The sequence below is a fragment of the Citrobacter sp. Marseille-Q6884 genome (genome assembly GCF_945906775.1).
In the GTDB taxonomy this organism is placed as follows: Bacteria; Pseudomonadota; Gammaproteobacteria; order Enterobacterales; family Enterobacteriaceae; genus Citrobacter.
The window spans coordinates 1146205-1161768 of sequence record NZ_CAMDRE010000002.1; the positions used below are offsets into that span (position 1 = coordinate 1146205).

Here is a 15564-nt window from a genome sequence, read left to right on the forward strand (position 1 = left end):
TGTTACACTATCCTGGAATCCGGTCGATTATGGTTAATAAGTCGTCCCGTCCTGCCTCACCCGCCCCTAAAGCATTTCGCCATGATATCAATGGACTGCGAGCATGGGCAGTATTGGCGGTCGTATTTTATCACTTTGGCATACCCGGATTCAGCGGCGGTTTTGTTGGCGTTGATGTGTTTTTTGTCATATCTGGTTTTTTGATGACGGCCATCATCGTTAATGGACTGGAACGCGATAATTTCTCATTGTGGGGATTTTATCTGGCGCGAGCCAGACGAATTATTCCGGCCTTAATAGTGCTATGTGCCATATTGCTCATTATTGGCTGGTTATGGTTGCCCACAGCAGATTATCGCGTTCTGTCGATCAACGTGGTAACCGCACTTACTTTTATTTCCAATCTGAAGTTCTGGCGCGAGGCCGGTTATTTCGATATCGCTTCTCGCGAAAATTGGTTGCTGCACACCTGGTCACTCTCACTGGAGTGGCAATTTTATATTTTGTTGCCTGTGGGCTGCCTGTTTATTTGGCGTTGGTTTGGCTGTCGGGGCCTTAAGTTTGTGCTGCTCGCCGCAGGTCTGTTGTCACTCGCGCTTTCTATTTACGCCAGCCCTCGGTTCCCTGGCAGCGCATTTTATTTATTGCCCACGCGGGTTTGGGAATTGTTAGCCGGAGGATCAGTATGGTGGCTAACGCGTCGGCATTCCATGCCACAACTTCCTGCGCGTGCGGTAGAGTGTGTCGGTTTTCTATTAATTGCATTGTCGGTCACTTTACTTGATGCAACCCGGCCATGGCCCGGGGCTTATGCCATGGTGCCGGTGCTGGGTGCTATGCTCGTTCTGGCGGCTAATCGTCAACAATCTATTTTTACATCAACCATTCTCACCCGTCAGATAGGGGCCAACTCTTACTCTATTTATCTTTGGCATTGGCCGTTGGTGGTACTGCTAAGCTATGCCGATAAACAGGACAATCCCGCGTGGATTGTGGGCGGAATAGTGGGCAGTGTACTGTTGGGAAAAGTCTCTTTATTACTCGTGGAAACACCGGCGCGTAGGCAACTTGCGCGAGTCTCTATGGGTAAGCAGATCGGGGTGTTAGGGCTGGTCGTGTTAAGCGTTGGATTGATGGCCGTGGGAGCACGCTATCAACAGGTTGAAGGTCGCATTGACCCGGCGATTGAATTAGCGATGATCCCGAAGCTTGATTATGCTTCCCGATTCGAAAAGTGTTTGCTGGTACCGGGAAAAGGGAGTGAATCGCCGATGTGTAGCCATGGCAAAGGTGAGGTAACGGCAATTCTATTAGGTGATAGCCATGCGAGTATGCTGGTTTCTGCTGTCGCTGATGTTGCTCCCGGTTCTGTGATTGAGTTGACCTATGCGAGTTGCCCGACGGTATTAGGTATGAAACGTCGGGAAGATAGTCATGATGACTGTAAGCTTTTTAATGATAGCGCTATTAATTTGCTTAATAACGAATACAAAAATAATCAGGTCATTATTGCAAACAGAAGCAGTCTGGCTATCCTGGGGCAAAATGAAAAGGACGCCTTTTTCAATATCCCGATGGGATTCTTTGATACTCCGTACGAACATCCAAACCCGGCGTTAAATAAACAGTTTACTCAGCAACTGATCAAAACCATGTGCTCAATTGAGAACCGCGAGAGGGTATTTTTGGTGCGTCCAATCCCTGAAATGGCGACTGATGTTCCCAATACCATGGCCAGAGCACTGATGTTTGGCAAACCTCCCCACAAAATATCTATTTCACTGACAGAGTATCGCCAGCGCCAACAAGTCATTTGGGCGGCACAGGATGAGGCTGCGCTACGTTGTGGCGTCAAGATTCTCGATCCTCTCCCTTATCTTTGCCACGACGGACGCTGTTGGGCAGAGGCAGAGGGACGCCCGCTTTACGCAGATAGTAATCATCTGAGTGAGTTCGGGAGTTCGCTGTTGAAGCCGATGTTCCGGCAAGCATTTAAGCCAGCGTCAGACACTGAGGCGACACAAGCGCCTCAACGTTGACGGATATGATCCAATGAATTGTTGTCAGGAACGCTAAAGCTGATGCTTTTTAAGTAATGCGCGGAGCTGATGGTAGGTGAGTCCGAGTAATTCAGCCGCTTTTTTCTGGTTAAATTTTGCCTGTTGCAAACTGGATTGCAGAAATTCTTTTTCCTGACGCTGCTGAAACTCACGTAAATCCAGCGGTAATGATGGCCGTATTTCGCTGTCGTCCTGGGGCTGCGGTGAAGTGATATTTCGTTGAAAAGGGTCAATCACAATGTCATCCAACGGGTAGTCACTGGTGCCATGTCGGTAGACTGAACGCTCAACGACGTTTTTCAGTTCTCGAATATTACCCGGCCAGCGGTAGTGCAGCAGAGTGTCTCTGGCGTGCGTGGTAAATCCTGGAAATAACGGTAAGCCCATCTCCCGGCACATCTGGATGGCAAACTGCTCGGCCATTAACATGATATCGCTTTGCCGCTCACGTAAAGGAGGCAGTTGCACCACATCAAACGCCAGTCTGTCGAGAAGATCCGCGCGGAAAGTACCTTCACTCACCATCTTTGGCAAATCGGCATTCGTTGCACAGACCAGACGTACATTGACTTGCAGCGGCTGACTACCGCCGACACGTTCCAGTTCCCCATACTCAATGACACGCAGGAGTTTTTCTTGTACCAGCATCGGGGCGGTCGCCAGTTCATCGAGGAACAGTGTCCCGCCATCGGCGCGCTCAAAGCGGCCCGGATGGCGTTTTTGTGCGCCGGTAAACGCGCCCGCTTCGTGGCCAAACAGTTCAGAGTCGAGCAGGTTTTCATTGAGTGCAGCACAGTTCAGTGAAATAAACGGCCCTTGCCAGCGAGAGGAGAGGTAGTGTAAGCGGTTGGCGATTAATTCCTTGCCCGTCCCCCGTTCGCCGATAACCAGTACCGGTTTATCCAGCGGGGCCAGCCGGGAAACCTGTTCCAGCACCTCAATAAAACTATTGGCTTCGCCAAGAAGATTGTCTTTGTATCCGGCCATGATGAAATTCACCACTTGTTAGTGTTATTCACCAATTTAACCTAATTTTGTCGTCAGGTAAAATTTACCATTTGATGGATAATCAATGAGTTAAAAAGTTGGCACGCAATCTGCATTACCTCAGCAGCAGGGCATTGCCCACTATCAGAACAGTCAGTGAGGATTACATTATGGGTATTTTTTCTCGTTTTGCCGACATCGTGAACGCCAACATTAATGCGTTGCTGGAAAAGGCTGAAGATCCGCAGAAACTGGTGCGGTTAATGATCCAGGAAATGGAAGACACGTTGGTCGAGGTTCGCTCAAATTCGGCGCGTGCGTTGGCGGAAAAGAAACAGTTATCCCGTCGTATTGAACAGGCCACCGCACAACAGGCTGAGTGGCAGGAAAAAGCGGAGCTGGCGCTGCGTAAAGAGAAAGAAGATTTGGCGCGTTCTGCCTTAATTGAAAAGCAGAAACTGACCGATCTGATCACCTCTCTGGAGCATGAAGTGACGCTGGTGGACGATACGCTGACGCGGATGAAAAAAGAGATCGGTGAGCTGGAAAATAAACTCAGCGAAACCCGTGCGCGTCAGCAGGCGCTGGCGCTGCGTCATCAGGCGGCGAGTTCTTCCCGCGATGTGCGTCGTCAACTGGACAGCGGTAAGCTGGATGAAGCGATGGCACGTTTTGAATCTTTTGAGCGTCGTATTGATCAGATGGAAGCAGAAGCTGAAAGCCACAACTTCGGTAAGCAAAAATCGCTGGATCAGCAATTTGCTGACCTGAAAGCAGATGATGAAATCAGTGAGCAATTGGCGCAGTTGAAAGCCAAAATGCAGCAAGACAAGCAATAATAATACCTGGCGACGCCCGAACGCGTCGCCGCTCATCACCTGTAAGGAGTACTCATGAGCGCGCTATTTCTGGCCATACCGTTAACCATCTTTGTGCTGTTTGTTTTACCGATCTGGTTATGGCTGCATTACAGCAACCGTTCCAGTCGCGGCGAGTTGTCGCAAAACGAACAGCAACGCCTGGTGGAACTGAACAATAACGCGCAGCGTATGCGTGAGCGTATTCAGGCGCTGGAAGACATCCTTGATGCTGAGCATCCGAACTGGAGGGATCGCTAATGGGAGGCGTTAATCTGAACAAAAAGTTATGGCGTATCCCGCAGCAGGGCATGGTTCGTGGGGTCTGTGCGGGTATCGCACAGTATCTGGACGTTCCGGTAAAACTGGTGCGGATTCTGGTCGTATTGTCGATCTTCTTCGGCTTGGCCTTTTTTACGTTAGTGGCTTACATCGTACTGACGTTTGTACTGGACCCGATGCCGGATAATTATGCGTCTGGTGAGCAACAGCCTTCCAGCGGTGAACTGTTGGATGCTGTGGATCGTGAACTGGCCGCGAGTGAAACGCGTTTGCGGGAAATGGAGCGTTATGTGACGTCAGATACCTTCACATTGCGCAGCCGCTTTCGTCAATTGTGAGGATTGAGATGAATAATCGCTGGCAACGTGCCGGGCAAAGGGTGACGCCGGGCTTTAAAATAGCAGGTAAGCTGGTTCTCCTTACTGCGCTTCGCTACGGTCCGGCGGGTGTCGCGGGGTGGGCGGTAAAATCCGTCGCCCGACGCCCTCTGAAAATGGTGCTGGCATTGGTGCTTGAGCCGTTGTTGAGTCGTGCCGCGGCAAAACTGTCTAAGCGCTATTCGAGCAAACAATCCTGATCGTCAATACAGCATAATCAAGCAACAATTCATCAACATCCCCACTATTAATTTGCGGCAGCTCACAAATACGATTTTTTGGCTGCCAAAATTCTTTTATACCCCCCTCCAGACCGCCTCGTCTGATTGACAGCTTATTTTCTGCAGAGTAGTCTCTTGCGTCATGGGACCGCTACCACGAGAAATTAAGGTGAACCAAGAAATCCAAAAATGCCTGAGTGAAGTCTATGGAGATACATTTACTCCGAACCACTATGAGGCGTTAATTAAACGTTTAGAAAAATCTAAAGAATTAATTAATAAAGTCCGTAAAGCGCATTGGGATGAGAGCGATGTCGTGCTCATTACTTACGCTGATCAATTTCACGGAGCAGATCAAAAGCCACTTCCTGTGTTTAATCACTTTTATAATGAATGGCTTAAGTCAACCTTTTCTCACGTCCATCTTTTACCCTTTTATCCGTGGTCATCGGATGATGGTTTTTCAGTAATCGATTACCATCAGGTTGCCGAAGAAACAGGGGACTGGAATGATATTAAACAATTAGGCCAATCCAGTCGACTGATGTTTGATTTCGTTTGTAATCATATGTCAGCTAAAAGCGAGTGGTTTAATAATTATTTACAACAGGTAGAGGGCTACGACAATTTCTTTATTGCAATGGACCCCAATACGGATCTGAGCAATGTTACTCGTCCTCGTGCATTACCTTTATTGACGCCGTTTACAGTGAAAGATAATACGGTGCGTCATTTGTGGACGACGTTTAGTGAAGACCAGATTGATCTCAACTATGAAAATCCGGTTGTGCTGTTGGCCATGGTCGATGTGCTGTTGAGCTACCTTGAACAGGGTGCAGACTATGTGCGCCTTGATGCTGTGGGTTTTATGTGGAAAGAGCCCGGCACGTCCTGCATCCATCTGGAAAAAACACACCAGCTTATCAAACTGTTCCGCGCGATTGCTGACTGTGCTGCGCCAGGCACCGCCATCATTACTGAAACGAACGTCCCGCATAAAGACAACATTTCCTACTTCGGAAATGGGCAGGATGAGGCGCACATGGTGTACCAGTTCTCGCTGCCGCCACTGGTTCTGCATGCGGTACAACGTCAGGATACAACGGCATTGTGTCAGTGGGCGCAATCACTGGAACTGCCATCCGACGACACCACCTGGTTTAATTTCCTTGCCTCGCATGACGGCATTGGACTTAACCCATTACGTGGTCTGTTACCAGAAGAAGAAATCATGAAACTGGTGACGGAATTACAACAGGAAGGCGCACTGGTTAACTGGAAAAATAACCCTGATGGTAGTCGCAGTCCGTATGAAATTAACGTGACCTATATGGATGCGCTCACGCCGGGCAATAGCAGCGATGCTGAGCGGTTTGCCCGTTTTATCCTTGCTCACGCTATTTTATTGAGTTTCCCGGGTGTACCTGCGGTGTACATTCAAAGCATTCTGGGCTCCCGTAATGATTACAAAGGTGTGGAAACGCTGGGATACAATCGAGCCATCAACCGTAAGAAATATCAGGTAGAGCAAATAGAAGCTGAATTGTCAGATGAGAACAGCTTACGCCATGCTATTTATCATGAGTTATCCAGGTTGATCGTTATTCGACGGAATAATAAAGCATTCCATCCAGATAGTGATTTTGAAATTAGCAGTATCACGCCAACCGTTATGCAAATTAAACGCACTGCGAAAACGGGCGAAGAAATTACCGGGTTATTTAATGTCAGCGCTCATGATCAAACCGTCCATATTGATATGGAAAATGGATTTGATCTGATTAGCGAAATTAATATTCCGCGTGGGGAATTAACGCTGCACGCCTGGCAGGTTATGTGGGTTAAAATATAATAAGGAATATTTCATGCTTAAAGCAAAAATTGTGCTGATGTCAGCACTGGTATCCTGCGCCCTGATATCAGGATGTAAGGATGATAAAAAATCCTCTGTCGCGATTGAATTTATGCACTCTTCTGTTGAACAGGAGCGGCAGGCGGTTATTGCGAAACTGATTGAGCGTTTTGAAAAAGAAAACCCAGGCATCACGGTTAAGCAGGTTCCTGTCGAAGAAGATGCTTATAACACCAAAGTGATTACCCTCGCGCGCAGCGGTTCGTTGCCTGAAGTGATTGAGACCAGCCATGACTACGCCAAGGTGATGGATAAAGAGTCACTCATCGATCGTAAAGCGGTGGAGAAGGTGATCAACGGTGTCGGCGAAAGCGCATTTTATGACGGTGTGCTGCGTATCGTACGTACTGAAGACGGGACTGCATGGACTGGCGTTCCGGTTAGCGCCTGGATTGGCGGGATCTGGTATCGCAAAGATGTGCTGGCAAAAGCCGGTCTGGAAGAACCGAAAAACTGGCAGCAACTGCTGGACGTGGCGCAGAAGCTAAACGATCCCGCGAATAAGAAATTTGGTATCGCACTGCCGACCGCTGAAAGCGTATTGACCGAACAGGCCTTCTCTCAGTTTGCTCTGTCCAATAAGGCTAACGTGTTTGATGCGCAAGGCAAGATCACGCTCGATACCTCTGAAATGACCCAGGCGCTGCAGTATTACCGTTCGCTGGCAATGAATACGATGCCGGGCTCTAACGACATCATGGAAGTTAAAGATGCGTTCATGAACGGCACTGCGCCGATGGCGATTTACTCCACCTATATTCTGCCTGCGGTGATTAAAGAGGGTGACCCGAAAAACGTTGGCTTTGTAGTCCCAACAGAAAAAACATCCGCTGTTTACGGCATGCTGACGTCACTCACTATCACGGCGGGTCAGAAAACCGAAGAGACAGAAGCGGCAGAAAAATTTGTCACCTTTATGGAGCAGGCCGACAACATTGCTGACTGGGTAATGATGTCCCCGGGTGCGGCTTTGCCGGTCAATAAAGCGGTGGTGAACACGGCGACCTGGAAAGAAAACCCGGTGATTAAAGCGTTGGGTGAATTACCGGATCAACTGATTGCCGAGCTGCCCAATATTCAGGTGTTTGGTGCCGTCGGCGATAAAAACTTTACCCGTATGGGCGATGTGACGGGCTCCGGTGTCGTGAGCACCCTGGTACATAACGTCACGGTAGGAAAAGCCGACCTTTCAACGACGATCAAGGCAAGCCAGACAAAGCTGGATGACCTCGTTGAACAGCGCTAAAGGGGAAAGAGAAAGTCGTGATGAATAAGTTATTTTCAGGTCGATCGGATATGCCATTTGCCATGCTGCTGCTGGCACCCAGTTTGCTTTTGCTGGGCGGTTTAGTGGCATGGCCGATGATATCAAACATCGAAATCAGCTTTATGCGTTTGCCGCTCAATCCGAACATTGAATCTACGTTTGTCGGTCTGAGCAACTATATCCGTATCTTATCCGACCCCAGTTTCTGGCACTCACTGTGGATGACGGTCTGGTATACCGCGCTGGTCGTGGCGGGAAGTACGGTGTTAGGGCTGGGTGTGGCGATGTTCTTTAACCGCGAATTTCGCCTGCGTAAAACGGCGCGCTCGCTGGTGATCCTCTCCTACGTAACGCCTTCTATTTCGCTGGTGTTTGCCTGGAAGTACATGTTCAACAACGGCTACGGCATAGTGAACTACCTCGGCGTGGATCTGCTGCATCTCTACGATCAGGCGCCGTTGTGGTTCGACAATCCGGGCAGTAGCTTCGCGCTGGTCGTGTTGTTCGCCATCTGGCGTTACTTCCCGTATGCCTTTATCTCGTTTCTGGCCATTTTGCAGACGATTGATAAATCCCTGTACGAAGCGGCAGAAATGGATGGCGCTAACGCCTGGCAACGGTTTCGAATCGTCACGCTGCCCGCGATTATGCCGGTGCTGGCGACCGTCGTCACGCTGCGTACTATCTGGATGTTCTATATGTTCGCCGACGTTTATCTGCTGACAACGAAAGTCGATATTCTCGGGGTGTACCTCTATAAAACGGCCTTTGCATTTAACGACTTAGGTAAAGCGGCAGCCATTTCCGTTGTCCTCTTCGTCATTATTTTCGCTGTTATCCTGCTGACCAGAAAACGGGTGAACCTCAATGGCAACAAATAAGCGCACACTTGGCCGCATTGGCTTTTACTGTGGACTCGCCGTCTTTTTGGTTATCACGCTATTTCCGTTCTTTGTGATGCTGATGACCTCGTTTAAAAGCGCGAAAGAGGCGATTTCACTGCATCCGACGCTGTTACCGCAGCAATGGACGCTGGAACATTACATCGACATCTTTAACCCGATGATCTTCCCGTTCGTTGATTACTTCCGTAATAGCCTGGTGGTGTCGGTCTCCGCATCTGTAGTGGCCGTCTTTCTTGGGATACTCGGCGCTTATGCCTTGTCGCGCCTGCGTTTTAAAGGACGGATGACCATCAACGCCAGCTTTTACACGGTGTACATGTTCTCCGGGATCCTGCTGGTGGTGCCGTTATTCAAAATCATTACGGCACTCGGGATCTATGACACCGAAATGGCACTGATTATCACCATGGTGACTCAGACGCTGCCGACGGCCGTGTTCATGCTGAAAAGCTACTTCGACACGATCCCGGATGAGATCGAAGAGGCGGCAATGATGGATGGCTTAAATCGTCTGCAGATCATCTTCCGCATTACCGTTCCGTTGGCGATGTCCGGTCTGGTTTCGGTGTTTGTTTACTGCTTTATGGTGGCATGGAACGACTATCTGTTTGCATCGATTTTCCTTTCCAGCGCCAGCAATTTCACCTTACCGGTCGGTCTGAACGCGCTGTTCAGTACGCCTGACTATATCTGGGGACGCATGATGGCCGCGTCGTTAGTGACAGCATTGCCGGTCGTCATTATGTACGCGCTTTCCGAACGTTTTATTAAGAGTGGTTTGACCGCAGGCGGCGTGAAGGGCTAAGCGGCCAGTTTAATTAAGGAGTTGTAAATGAAAAAGTTAGTTGCCACAGAACCGCGTGTCGCGGCACTGGTGGAATATGAAGATCGCGCGGTTGCAGCCAACGAAGTGAAAATCCGCGTCCGCTTTGGCGCACCAAAACATGGTACTGAAGTGGTCGATTTCCGCGCAGCCAGCCCGTTTATTGATGAAGATTTCAACGCCGAATGGCAGATGTTTATGCCGCGCCCGGAAGGCGCGCCGCGTGGAATCGAATTCGGCAAATTCCAGCTTGGCAATATGATCGTCGGTGATGTGATTGAATGCGGCAGCGATGTGACGGATTACGCTGTGGGCGATTCTGTCTGCGGTTACGGCCCGCTGTCTGAAACGGTCATCATCAACGCGGTTAACAACTACAAGCTGCGCAAAATGCCTGAAGGCAGTTCCTGGAAAAACGCGGTTTGCTACGACCCGGCTCAGTTCGCCATGAGCGGCGTGCGTGATGCCAATGTGCGCGTGGGTGATTTTGTAGTCATCGTGGGCTTAGGCGCGATTGGTCAGATTGCGGTGCAACTGGCGAAGAAAGCGGGGGCGTCGATTGTTATTGGCGTTGACCCGATCGCCCATCGCTGCGATATCGCGCTGCGTCATGGCGCAGATTTCTGCCTCAACCCGTTTGGCACCGATGTGGGTAAAGAGATCAAAGCGCTAACCGGTAAGCAGGGCGCTGATGTCATTATTGAAACCAGCGGCTATGCGGATGCCTTGCAATCGGCGTTACGCGGTCTGGCCTACGGCGGCACCATTTCTTACGTCGCCTTCGCTAAACCTTTTGCGGAAGGTTTTAACCTCGGCCGTGAAGCGCATTTCAACAATGCCAAAATTGTCTTCTCCCGTGCCTGCAGTGAACCGAATCCAGACTATCCGCGCTGGAGCCGTAAGCGTATTGAAGAGACCTGCTGGGAACTGCTGATGAACGGTTACCTGAACTGTGAAGAGCTTATCGACCCGGTAGTCACGTTCGCGAGCAGCCCGGAAAGCTATATGGAGTATGTCGATCGCCATCCGGAAAAGAGCATCAAAATGGGCGTGACGTTTTAACTAAGGAATACAGAACATGAAAATCGGAACACAGAATCAGGCTTTTTTCCCGGAAAATATTCTTGAGAAATTTCGCTATATCAAAGAGATGGGTTTTGACGGCTTCGAGATTGACGGCAAGCTACTTGTCAATAACCTGGAAGAAGTGAAAGCGGCAATCAAAGAAACGGGTCTGCCAGTAACCACCGCTTGCGGGGGATATGACGGCTGGATTGGCGATTTTATCGAAGAGCGCCGTCTGAACGGATTGCAGCAGATTACCCGTATTCTGGAAGCGCTGGCCGAAGTGGGCGGCAAAGGGATCATCGTACCTGCGGCATGGGGCATGTTTACCTTCCGTCTTCCACCAATGACCGCGCCGCGCAGCCTGGCGGGCGACCGCAAAGCTGTAAGCGAGTCATTGATTTATCTTGATAAAGTTGCCGAGCGCACGGGGACCGTGGTCTATCTGGAGCCGCTCAATCGCTATCAGGATCATATGATCAACACCCTGGCTGATGCTCGCCGCTATATCGAGGAAAACAACCTTCAGCATGTGCAGATCATCGGTGATTTCTACCACATGAATATCGAAGAAGATGATATCGCGCAGGCGTTGCATGATAACCGGGATCTGCTGGGTCACGTCCACATTGCGGATAACCATCGCTACCAGCCAGGAAGTGGTTCGCTGAATTTTGCCGCGTTGTTTGATCAGTTGCGTGAGGATAATTACCAGGGATACGTGGTGTACGAAGGACGGGTACGGGCAGAGAACCTGCCGGAAGCTTACCGTCAGTCGCTGGCCTGGCTGCGTACCTGCTAAGAGGATTTCCGTGAAAAGTGCAATGACAAGCTCTTCGCTGCGCGTCGCCATTATTGGCGCCGGGCAGGTAGCGGATAAAGTTCACGCTTCGTACTACTGCACTCGCGAGGATCTGGAACTGGTGGCTGTCTGTGACAGCCGCCTGTCTCAGGCTCAGGCGATGGCAGAAAAATACGGCATGACCGAGGTTTGGGACGACGTTGCGGCGATGCTGAGTGCGGTAAAACCGGATATCGTCAGCGTCTGCTCGCCCAACCGCTTCCATTACGAACACACAATGCAGGCGCTGAAAGCAGGCTGCCATGTGATGTGCGAAAAGCCACCGGCGATGACACCTGATGAAGCGCTGGAGATGTGTAAAACCGCGCGTCGGATGGGAAAAGTGCTGGCTTATGATTTTCATCATCGTTTCGCGCTGGATACACAAATTCTGCGTGAGCAGGTGATGGCAGGCGTACTGGGTGAAATCTATGTCACCAATGCCCGTGCGCTTCGCCGCTGTGGCGTACCTGGCTGGGGCGTTTTTACCAATAAGGCACTGCAGGGCGGTGGACCGTTAATTGATATCGGCATTCATATGCTTGATGCCGCAATGTATGTGCTGGGGTTCCCGGCGGTAAAGCGCGTCAATGCACACAGTTTTCAGAAAATTGGCACACATAAGAACAACGGCCAGTTTGGTGAATGGGATCCGACGACCTATACGGTTGAAGATTCTCTGTTCGGTACGATTGAGTTTCATAACGGCGGTATCCTGCGCCTGGAAACATCCTTTGCGCTTAACATCCCTGAACAATCCGTGATGAACGTGAATTTTTGCGGTGATAAAGCAGGGGCAACGTTGTTTCCGGCTCAGATTTACACTGACAACAAGGGTGAGCTTGAGATGCTGCTGCAGCGCGATAAGGCTGATGATAACCGCCATTATCGCAGTATGGAGGCATTTGTTAATCACGTTAAAGGTGACCCTGTCACTATTGCTGACGCCGAACAGGGCGTCGTACTTCAACAATTGGTGGCGGCACTTTACGAGTCGGCAGAAACAGGAATGTGTGTGGAATTATGATTAAACCAGTAATGCTAACCGAACCGACTTTTAGCCCACACAGTCTGAATAAATACGCGTCACTCATGACCCTCGGCAACGGGTATATGGGGATTCGCGCCAGCCACGAAGAGGCCTATACCTTACAGACTCGTGGTATGTACCTTGCCGGGCTTTATCACCGGGCGGGAAAAGGCGAAATTAATGAACTGGTTAATCTGCCAGATATCGTCGGCGTGGAGATCACGCTGAATGGCGAAATTTTCTCGCTGACCAGCGGTGCCATTGAGCACTGGCAACGTGAACTGGATTTTGCCAGCGGTGAATTACGTCGTACGTTGACCTGGCGAGCCCCAGGCGGTGCGCGTTTCACCATTGAGAGTCGGCGCTTTGCTTCTGCGCAAAAACTGCCGCTGTTTGCCATGGAAGTGACCATTACGCCACTGGATGCTGATGCCAGCATTGTCATTTCCACCGGGATTGATGCCACCATGACCAACCACGGTCGCCAGCATCTGGATGAGACCCAGGTGCGGGTATTTGGCCAGCATTTGCTGCAAGGCATTTACACCACTCAGGACAATCGCAGCGATATTGCGATCTCTTCATATTGCGGCGTAGACGGTGACGCACAGCGTTGCTTTACCGCAAAAGAGCGTCGTCTGCTGCAACATAATAGTGTTCAGGCAAAGGCCGGGCAGCGAGTCACGCTGACGAAAATGAGTTGGATCGACTGGACAACGGAGCTCCACACCTCCTATGAGACCTGGGGACGCCAGTCACTGCGCCACCTTGAGGCTTGCGTGCAGCAGGGCTATGACGCACTGCTGGCTGAGTCCACGGCCAACTGGCAAGAGTGGTGGCAGGGGCGCCGTGTACAGGTAAGCAGTTCTGACGAGGCCGATCAGCGTGCGTTGGATTTCGCCCTTTATCATCTGCGGGTGATGACACCTGAGCACGACGAGCGCAGCAGTATCGCGGCAAAAGGGTTAACGGGAGAAGGGTACAAAGGTCACATTTTCTGGGATACCGAAGTTTTCCTGTTACCGTTTCATTTGTTCACGGAGCCGAAGACCGCCAGAAGTTTACTTCGCTACCGCTGGCATAATTTGCCGGGCGCGCGCGAAAAAGCCCGCCGCAACGGCTGGCAGGGCGCGCTATTCCCGTGGGAGAGCGCACGTAGTGGTGAAGAGGAAACGCCTGAGTTTGCGGCGATCAACATCCGCACCGGGCTGCGTCAGAAAGTGGCCTCCGCGCAGGCTGAACATCACCTGGTGGCGGATATCGCCTGGGCGGTGATCAATTACTGGCACGCTACCGGTGATATGCAATTTATGTCCCGCGAAGGCATGGCGCTGCTGCTGGAAACAGCAAAGTTCTGGATCAGTCGGGCGGTCATGGTAAACAAACGCCTAGAAATCCACGATGTTATTGGCCCGGATGAATATACCGAGCACGTTAATAACAATGCGTTTACCAACTATATGGCCGGGTACAACGTGGAGCAGGCGCTGCATTTTGCCCGCCAACTGGGCTGCAGTGATGAAACGTTTATTCATCGCGCCGAGCATTTTTTACAACATCTCTGGCGACCGGAAGTACAGCAGGACGGTGTTTTGCCTCAGGATGATACGTTCCTGAGCAAGCCGGCGATCGACCTGTCGAAATACAAAGTTAAAGCGGGTAAGCAGACCATTCTGCTGGATTACTCTCGTGCAGAAGTCAACGAGATGCAAATTCTCAAGCAGGCTGATGTGGTGATGCTGACTTACATGCTACCGGAGCAATTTAGCCCGCAGACGTGCCTCGCGAACCTGCGTTTCTATGAGCCACGAACCATCCATGACTCCTCGCTGAGTAAAGCGATCCACGGCATTGTCGCCGCGCGTTGTGGGGATTCAGCACAGGGCTACCGTTTCTGGCGCGAAGGGGCGCAGATCGATCTCGGGGATGATCCGCACAGCTGTGATGATGGTATTCATGCCGCGGCGACGGGCGCTATCTGGCTGGGTGCCATTCAGGGATTTGCGGGCGTCAGTGTACGCCACGGTGAGTTGCATCTGGATCCGGCATTACCTGAACACTGGCAGACGCTGACGTTTCCGCTGCGATGGCAGGGCATTGACCTGCAGATCACCCTCAATGCGACCGAAATCCATATTACCAGTACGGCGCAGATTAACCTCTGGGTTAATGGCACAAACGTCTGTGTACAGGGGGCGTCTGTTGTCCGTTACGGCAGCTTTATGACATCTAAAATTGGGACCGCTACCACAGAAAGGGGCGATGAATGAACAGCAAACCGCAGGCCATCATTTTTGATTTAGATGGGGTGATCACCGATACCGCGCATCTGCATTTTCTGGCCTGGCAACAGATTGCCAATGAAATAGGGATTGTGATTGATGAACAATTCAATGACAGCCTGAAAGGGATTAGCCGCGGGGAATCGCTGCAACGTATTTTGCAACATGGCGGCAAAGCAGGGGAATTCGGTGCCGAGGCGTGTGCGCAATTGGCCGAGCAAAAAAACCGACTGTATGTCCACTCTTTGCGTCAATTGACGGCCGATTCGGTATTACCCGGGATCCGCGAACTGCTGGTCACCTTGCGTGAAGAACATATTCCGGTGGGGCTGGCTTCCGTGTCGCTCAATGCGCCAGCCATTTTGCAGGCGCTCGATATTCGTGCTTATTTTGATTTTTGTGCGGATGCGGCGCTGATCAGCCGCTCAAAACCGGATCCGGAGATTTTTCTGGCTGCCTGTGCCGGTCTTGGTGTTGACCCGCAACATTGTATTGGCATAGAAGATGCGCAGGCGGGCATTGATGCTATCAATGCTTGCGGCATGCTTTCCGTTGGTATTGGCGCAGGGCTGAACGGGGCCAATCTGCAACTTCCTTCAACCGAATTTCTGACGTGGCCGTGCTTATCGGCTTTCTGGCAAAACGACAAGTAAAG

The 15564-nt window shown here is 50.8% G+C and carries 15 protein-coding genes; 14 read left to right on the forward strand and 1 reads right to left on the reverse strand.

The features are described from left to right. Positions 1 to 29 precede the first annotated feature (29 nt). Positions 30 to 2039 carry an acyltransferase family protein gene (locus N7268_RS20725; RefSeq protein ID WP_260864279.1) on the forward strand — a complete coding sequence of 670 codons (2010 nt, stop codon included), beginning with the start codon at positions 30 to 32 and terminating at the stop codon, positions 2037 to 2039. A gap of 33 nt (positions 2040 to 2072) precedes the next feature. Here N7268_RS20725 and pspF read toward each other — a convergent pair whose 3' ends face one another. Continuing rightward, on the reverse strand, positions 2073 to 3062 hold the full coding sequence (gene pspF / locus N7268_RS20730) for a phage shock protein operon transcriptional activator (RefSeq protein WP_260864280.1): 990 nt from the start codon (positions 3060 to 3062) through the stop codon (positions 2073 to 2075). Positions 3063 to 3217: 155 nt separating this feature from the next. Between pspF and pspA the strand changes: the two genes are divergently transcribed. From pspA to pgmB, 13 genes are all read left to right on the forward strand, one after another. Continuing rightward, a complete protein-coding gene (pspA, locus tag N7268_RS20735; protein ID WP_198904065.1) occupies positions 3218 to 3886 on the forward strand; it encodes a phage shock protein PspA in 669 nt (222 codons plus the stop codon). A 54-nt stretch (positions 3887 to 3940) separates the two neighbouring features. Then, complete coding sequence (gene pspB / locus N7268_RS20740; protein ID WP_198904066.1) at positions 3941 to 4165, forward strand: envelope stress response membrane protein PspB; 225 nt, start codon at positions 3941 to 3943, stop codon at positions 4163 to 4165. Beyond that, positions 4165 to 4524: an envelope stress response membrane protein PspC gene (gene pspC / locus N7268_RS20745; RefSeq protein WP_198904067.1), complete on the forward strand. Its 360-nt coding sequence runs from the start codon at positions 4165 to 4167 to the stop codon at positions 4522 to 4524. Before pspB ends, pspC begins: the two co-directional genes overlap by 1 nt. Positions 4525 to 4532: 8 nt before the next feature. Beyond that, complete coding sequence (pspD, locus tag N7268_RS20750; protein WP_260864281.1) at positions 4533 to 4763, forward strand: phage shock protein PspD; 231 nt, start codon at positions 4533 to 4535, stop codon at positions 4761 to 4763. 163 nt (positions 4764 to 4926) lie between these two features. Continuing rightward, complete coding sequence (locus tag N7268_RS20755; RefSeq protein ID WP_313958436.1) at positions 4927 to 6636, forward strand: sugar phosphorylase; 1710 nt, start codon at positions 4927 to 4929, stop codon at positions 6634 to 6636. A gap of 13 nt (positions 6637 to 6649) precedes the next feature. Beyond that, positions 6650 to 7942: an ABC transporter substrate-binding protein gene (locus N7268_RS20760; RefSeq protein WP_260864283.1), complete on the forward strand. Its 1293-nt coding sequence runs from the start codon at positions 6650 to 6652 to the stop codon at positions 7940 to 7942. A 20-nt stretch (positions 7943 to 7962) separates the two neighbouring features. Further along, a complete protein-coding gene (locus N7268_RS20765; protein ID WP_198904071.1) occupies positions 7963 to 8844 on the forward strand; it encodes a carbohydrate ABC transporter permease in 882 nt (293 codons plus the stop codon). Then, a complete protein-coding gene (locus N7268_RS20770) occupies positions 8831 to 9673 on the forward strand; it encodes a carbohydrate ABC transporter permease (RefSeq protein ID WP_198904072.1) in 843 nt (280 codons plus the stop codon). Before N7268_RS20765 ends, N7268_RS20770 begins: the two co-directional genes overlap by 14 nt. Before the next feature lie 27 nt (positions 9674 to 9700). Continuing rightward, on the forward strand, positions 9701 to 10753 hold the full coding sequence (locus N7268_RS20775) for a zinc-dependent alcohol dehydrogenase (RefSeq protein WP_260864284.1): 1053 nt from the start codon (positions 9701 to 9703) through the stop codon (positions 10751 to 10753). 16 nt (positions 10754 to 10769) lie between these two features. After that, on the forward strand, positions 10770 to 11558 hold the full coding sequence (locus N7268_RS20780; RefSeq protein WP_198904074.1) for a sugar phosphate isomerase/epimerase family protein: 789 nt from the start codon (positions 10770 to 10772) through the stop codon (positions 11556 to 11558). A gap of 10 nt (positions 11559 to 11568) precedes the next feature. Then, a complete protein-coding gene (locus N7268_RS20785; protein ID WP_260864285.1) occupies positions 11569 to 12624 on the forward strand; it encodes a Gfo/Idh/MocA family protein in 1056 nt (351 codons plus the stop codon). Further along, positions 12621 to 14897: a glycoside hydrolase family 65 protein gene (locus N7268_RS20790; RefSeq protein ID WP_260864286.1), complete on the forward strand. Its 2277-nt coding sequence runs from the start codon at positions 12621 to 12623 to the stop codon at positions 14895 to 14897. Before N7268_RS20785 ends, N7268_RS20790 begins: the two co-directional genes overlap by 4 nt. Continuing rightward, the gene (gene pgmB / locus N7268_RS20795) at positions 14894 to 15562 is read left to right on the forward strand and encodes a beta-phosphoglucomutase (RefSeq protein WP_198904077.1); all 669 of its coding nucleotides are present in this window, start codon (positions 14894 to 14896) and stop codon (positions 15560 to 15562) included. Before N7268_RS20790 ends, pgmB begins: the two co-directional genes overlap by 4 nt. The last annotated feature ends 2 nt before the right edge of the window (positions 15563 to 15564 follow it).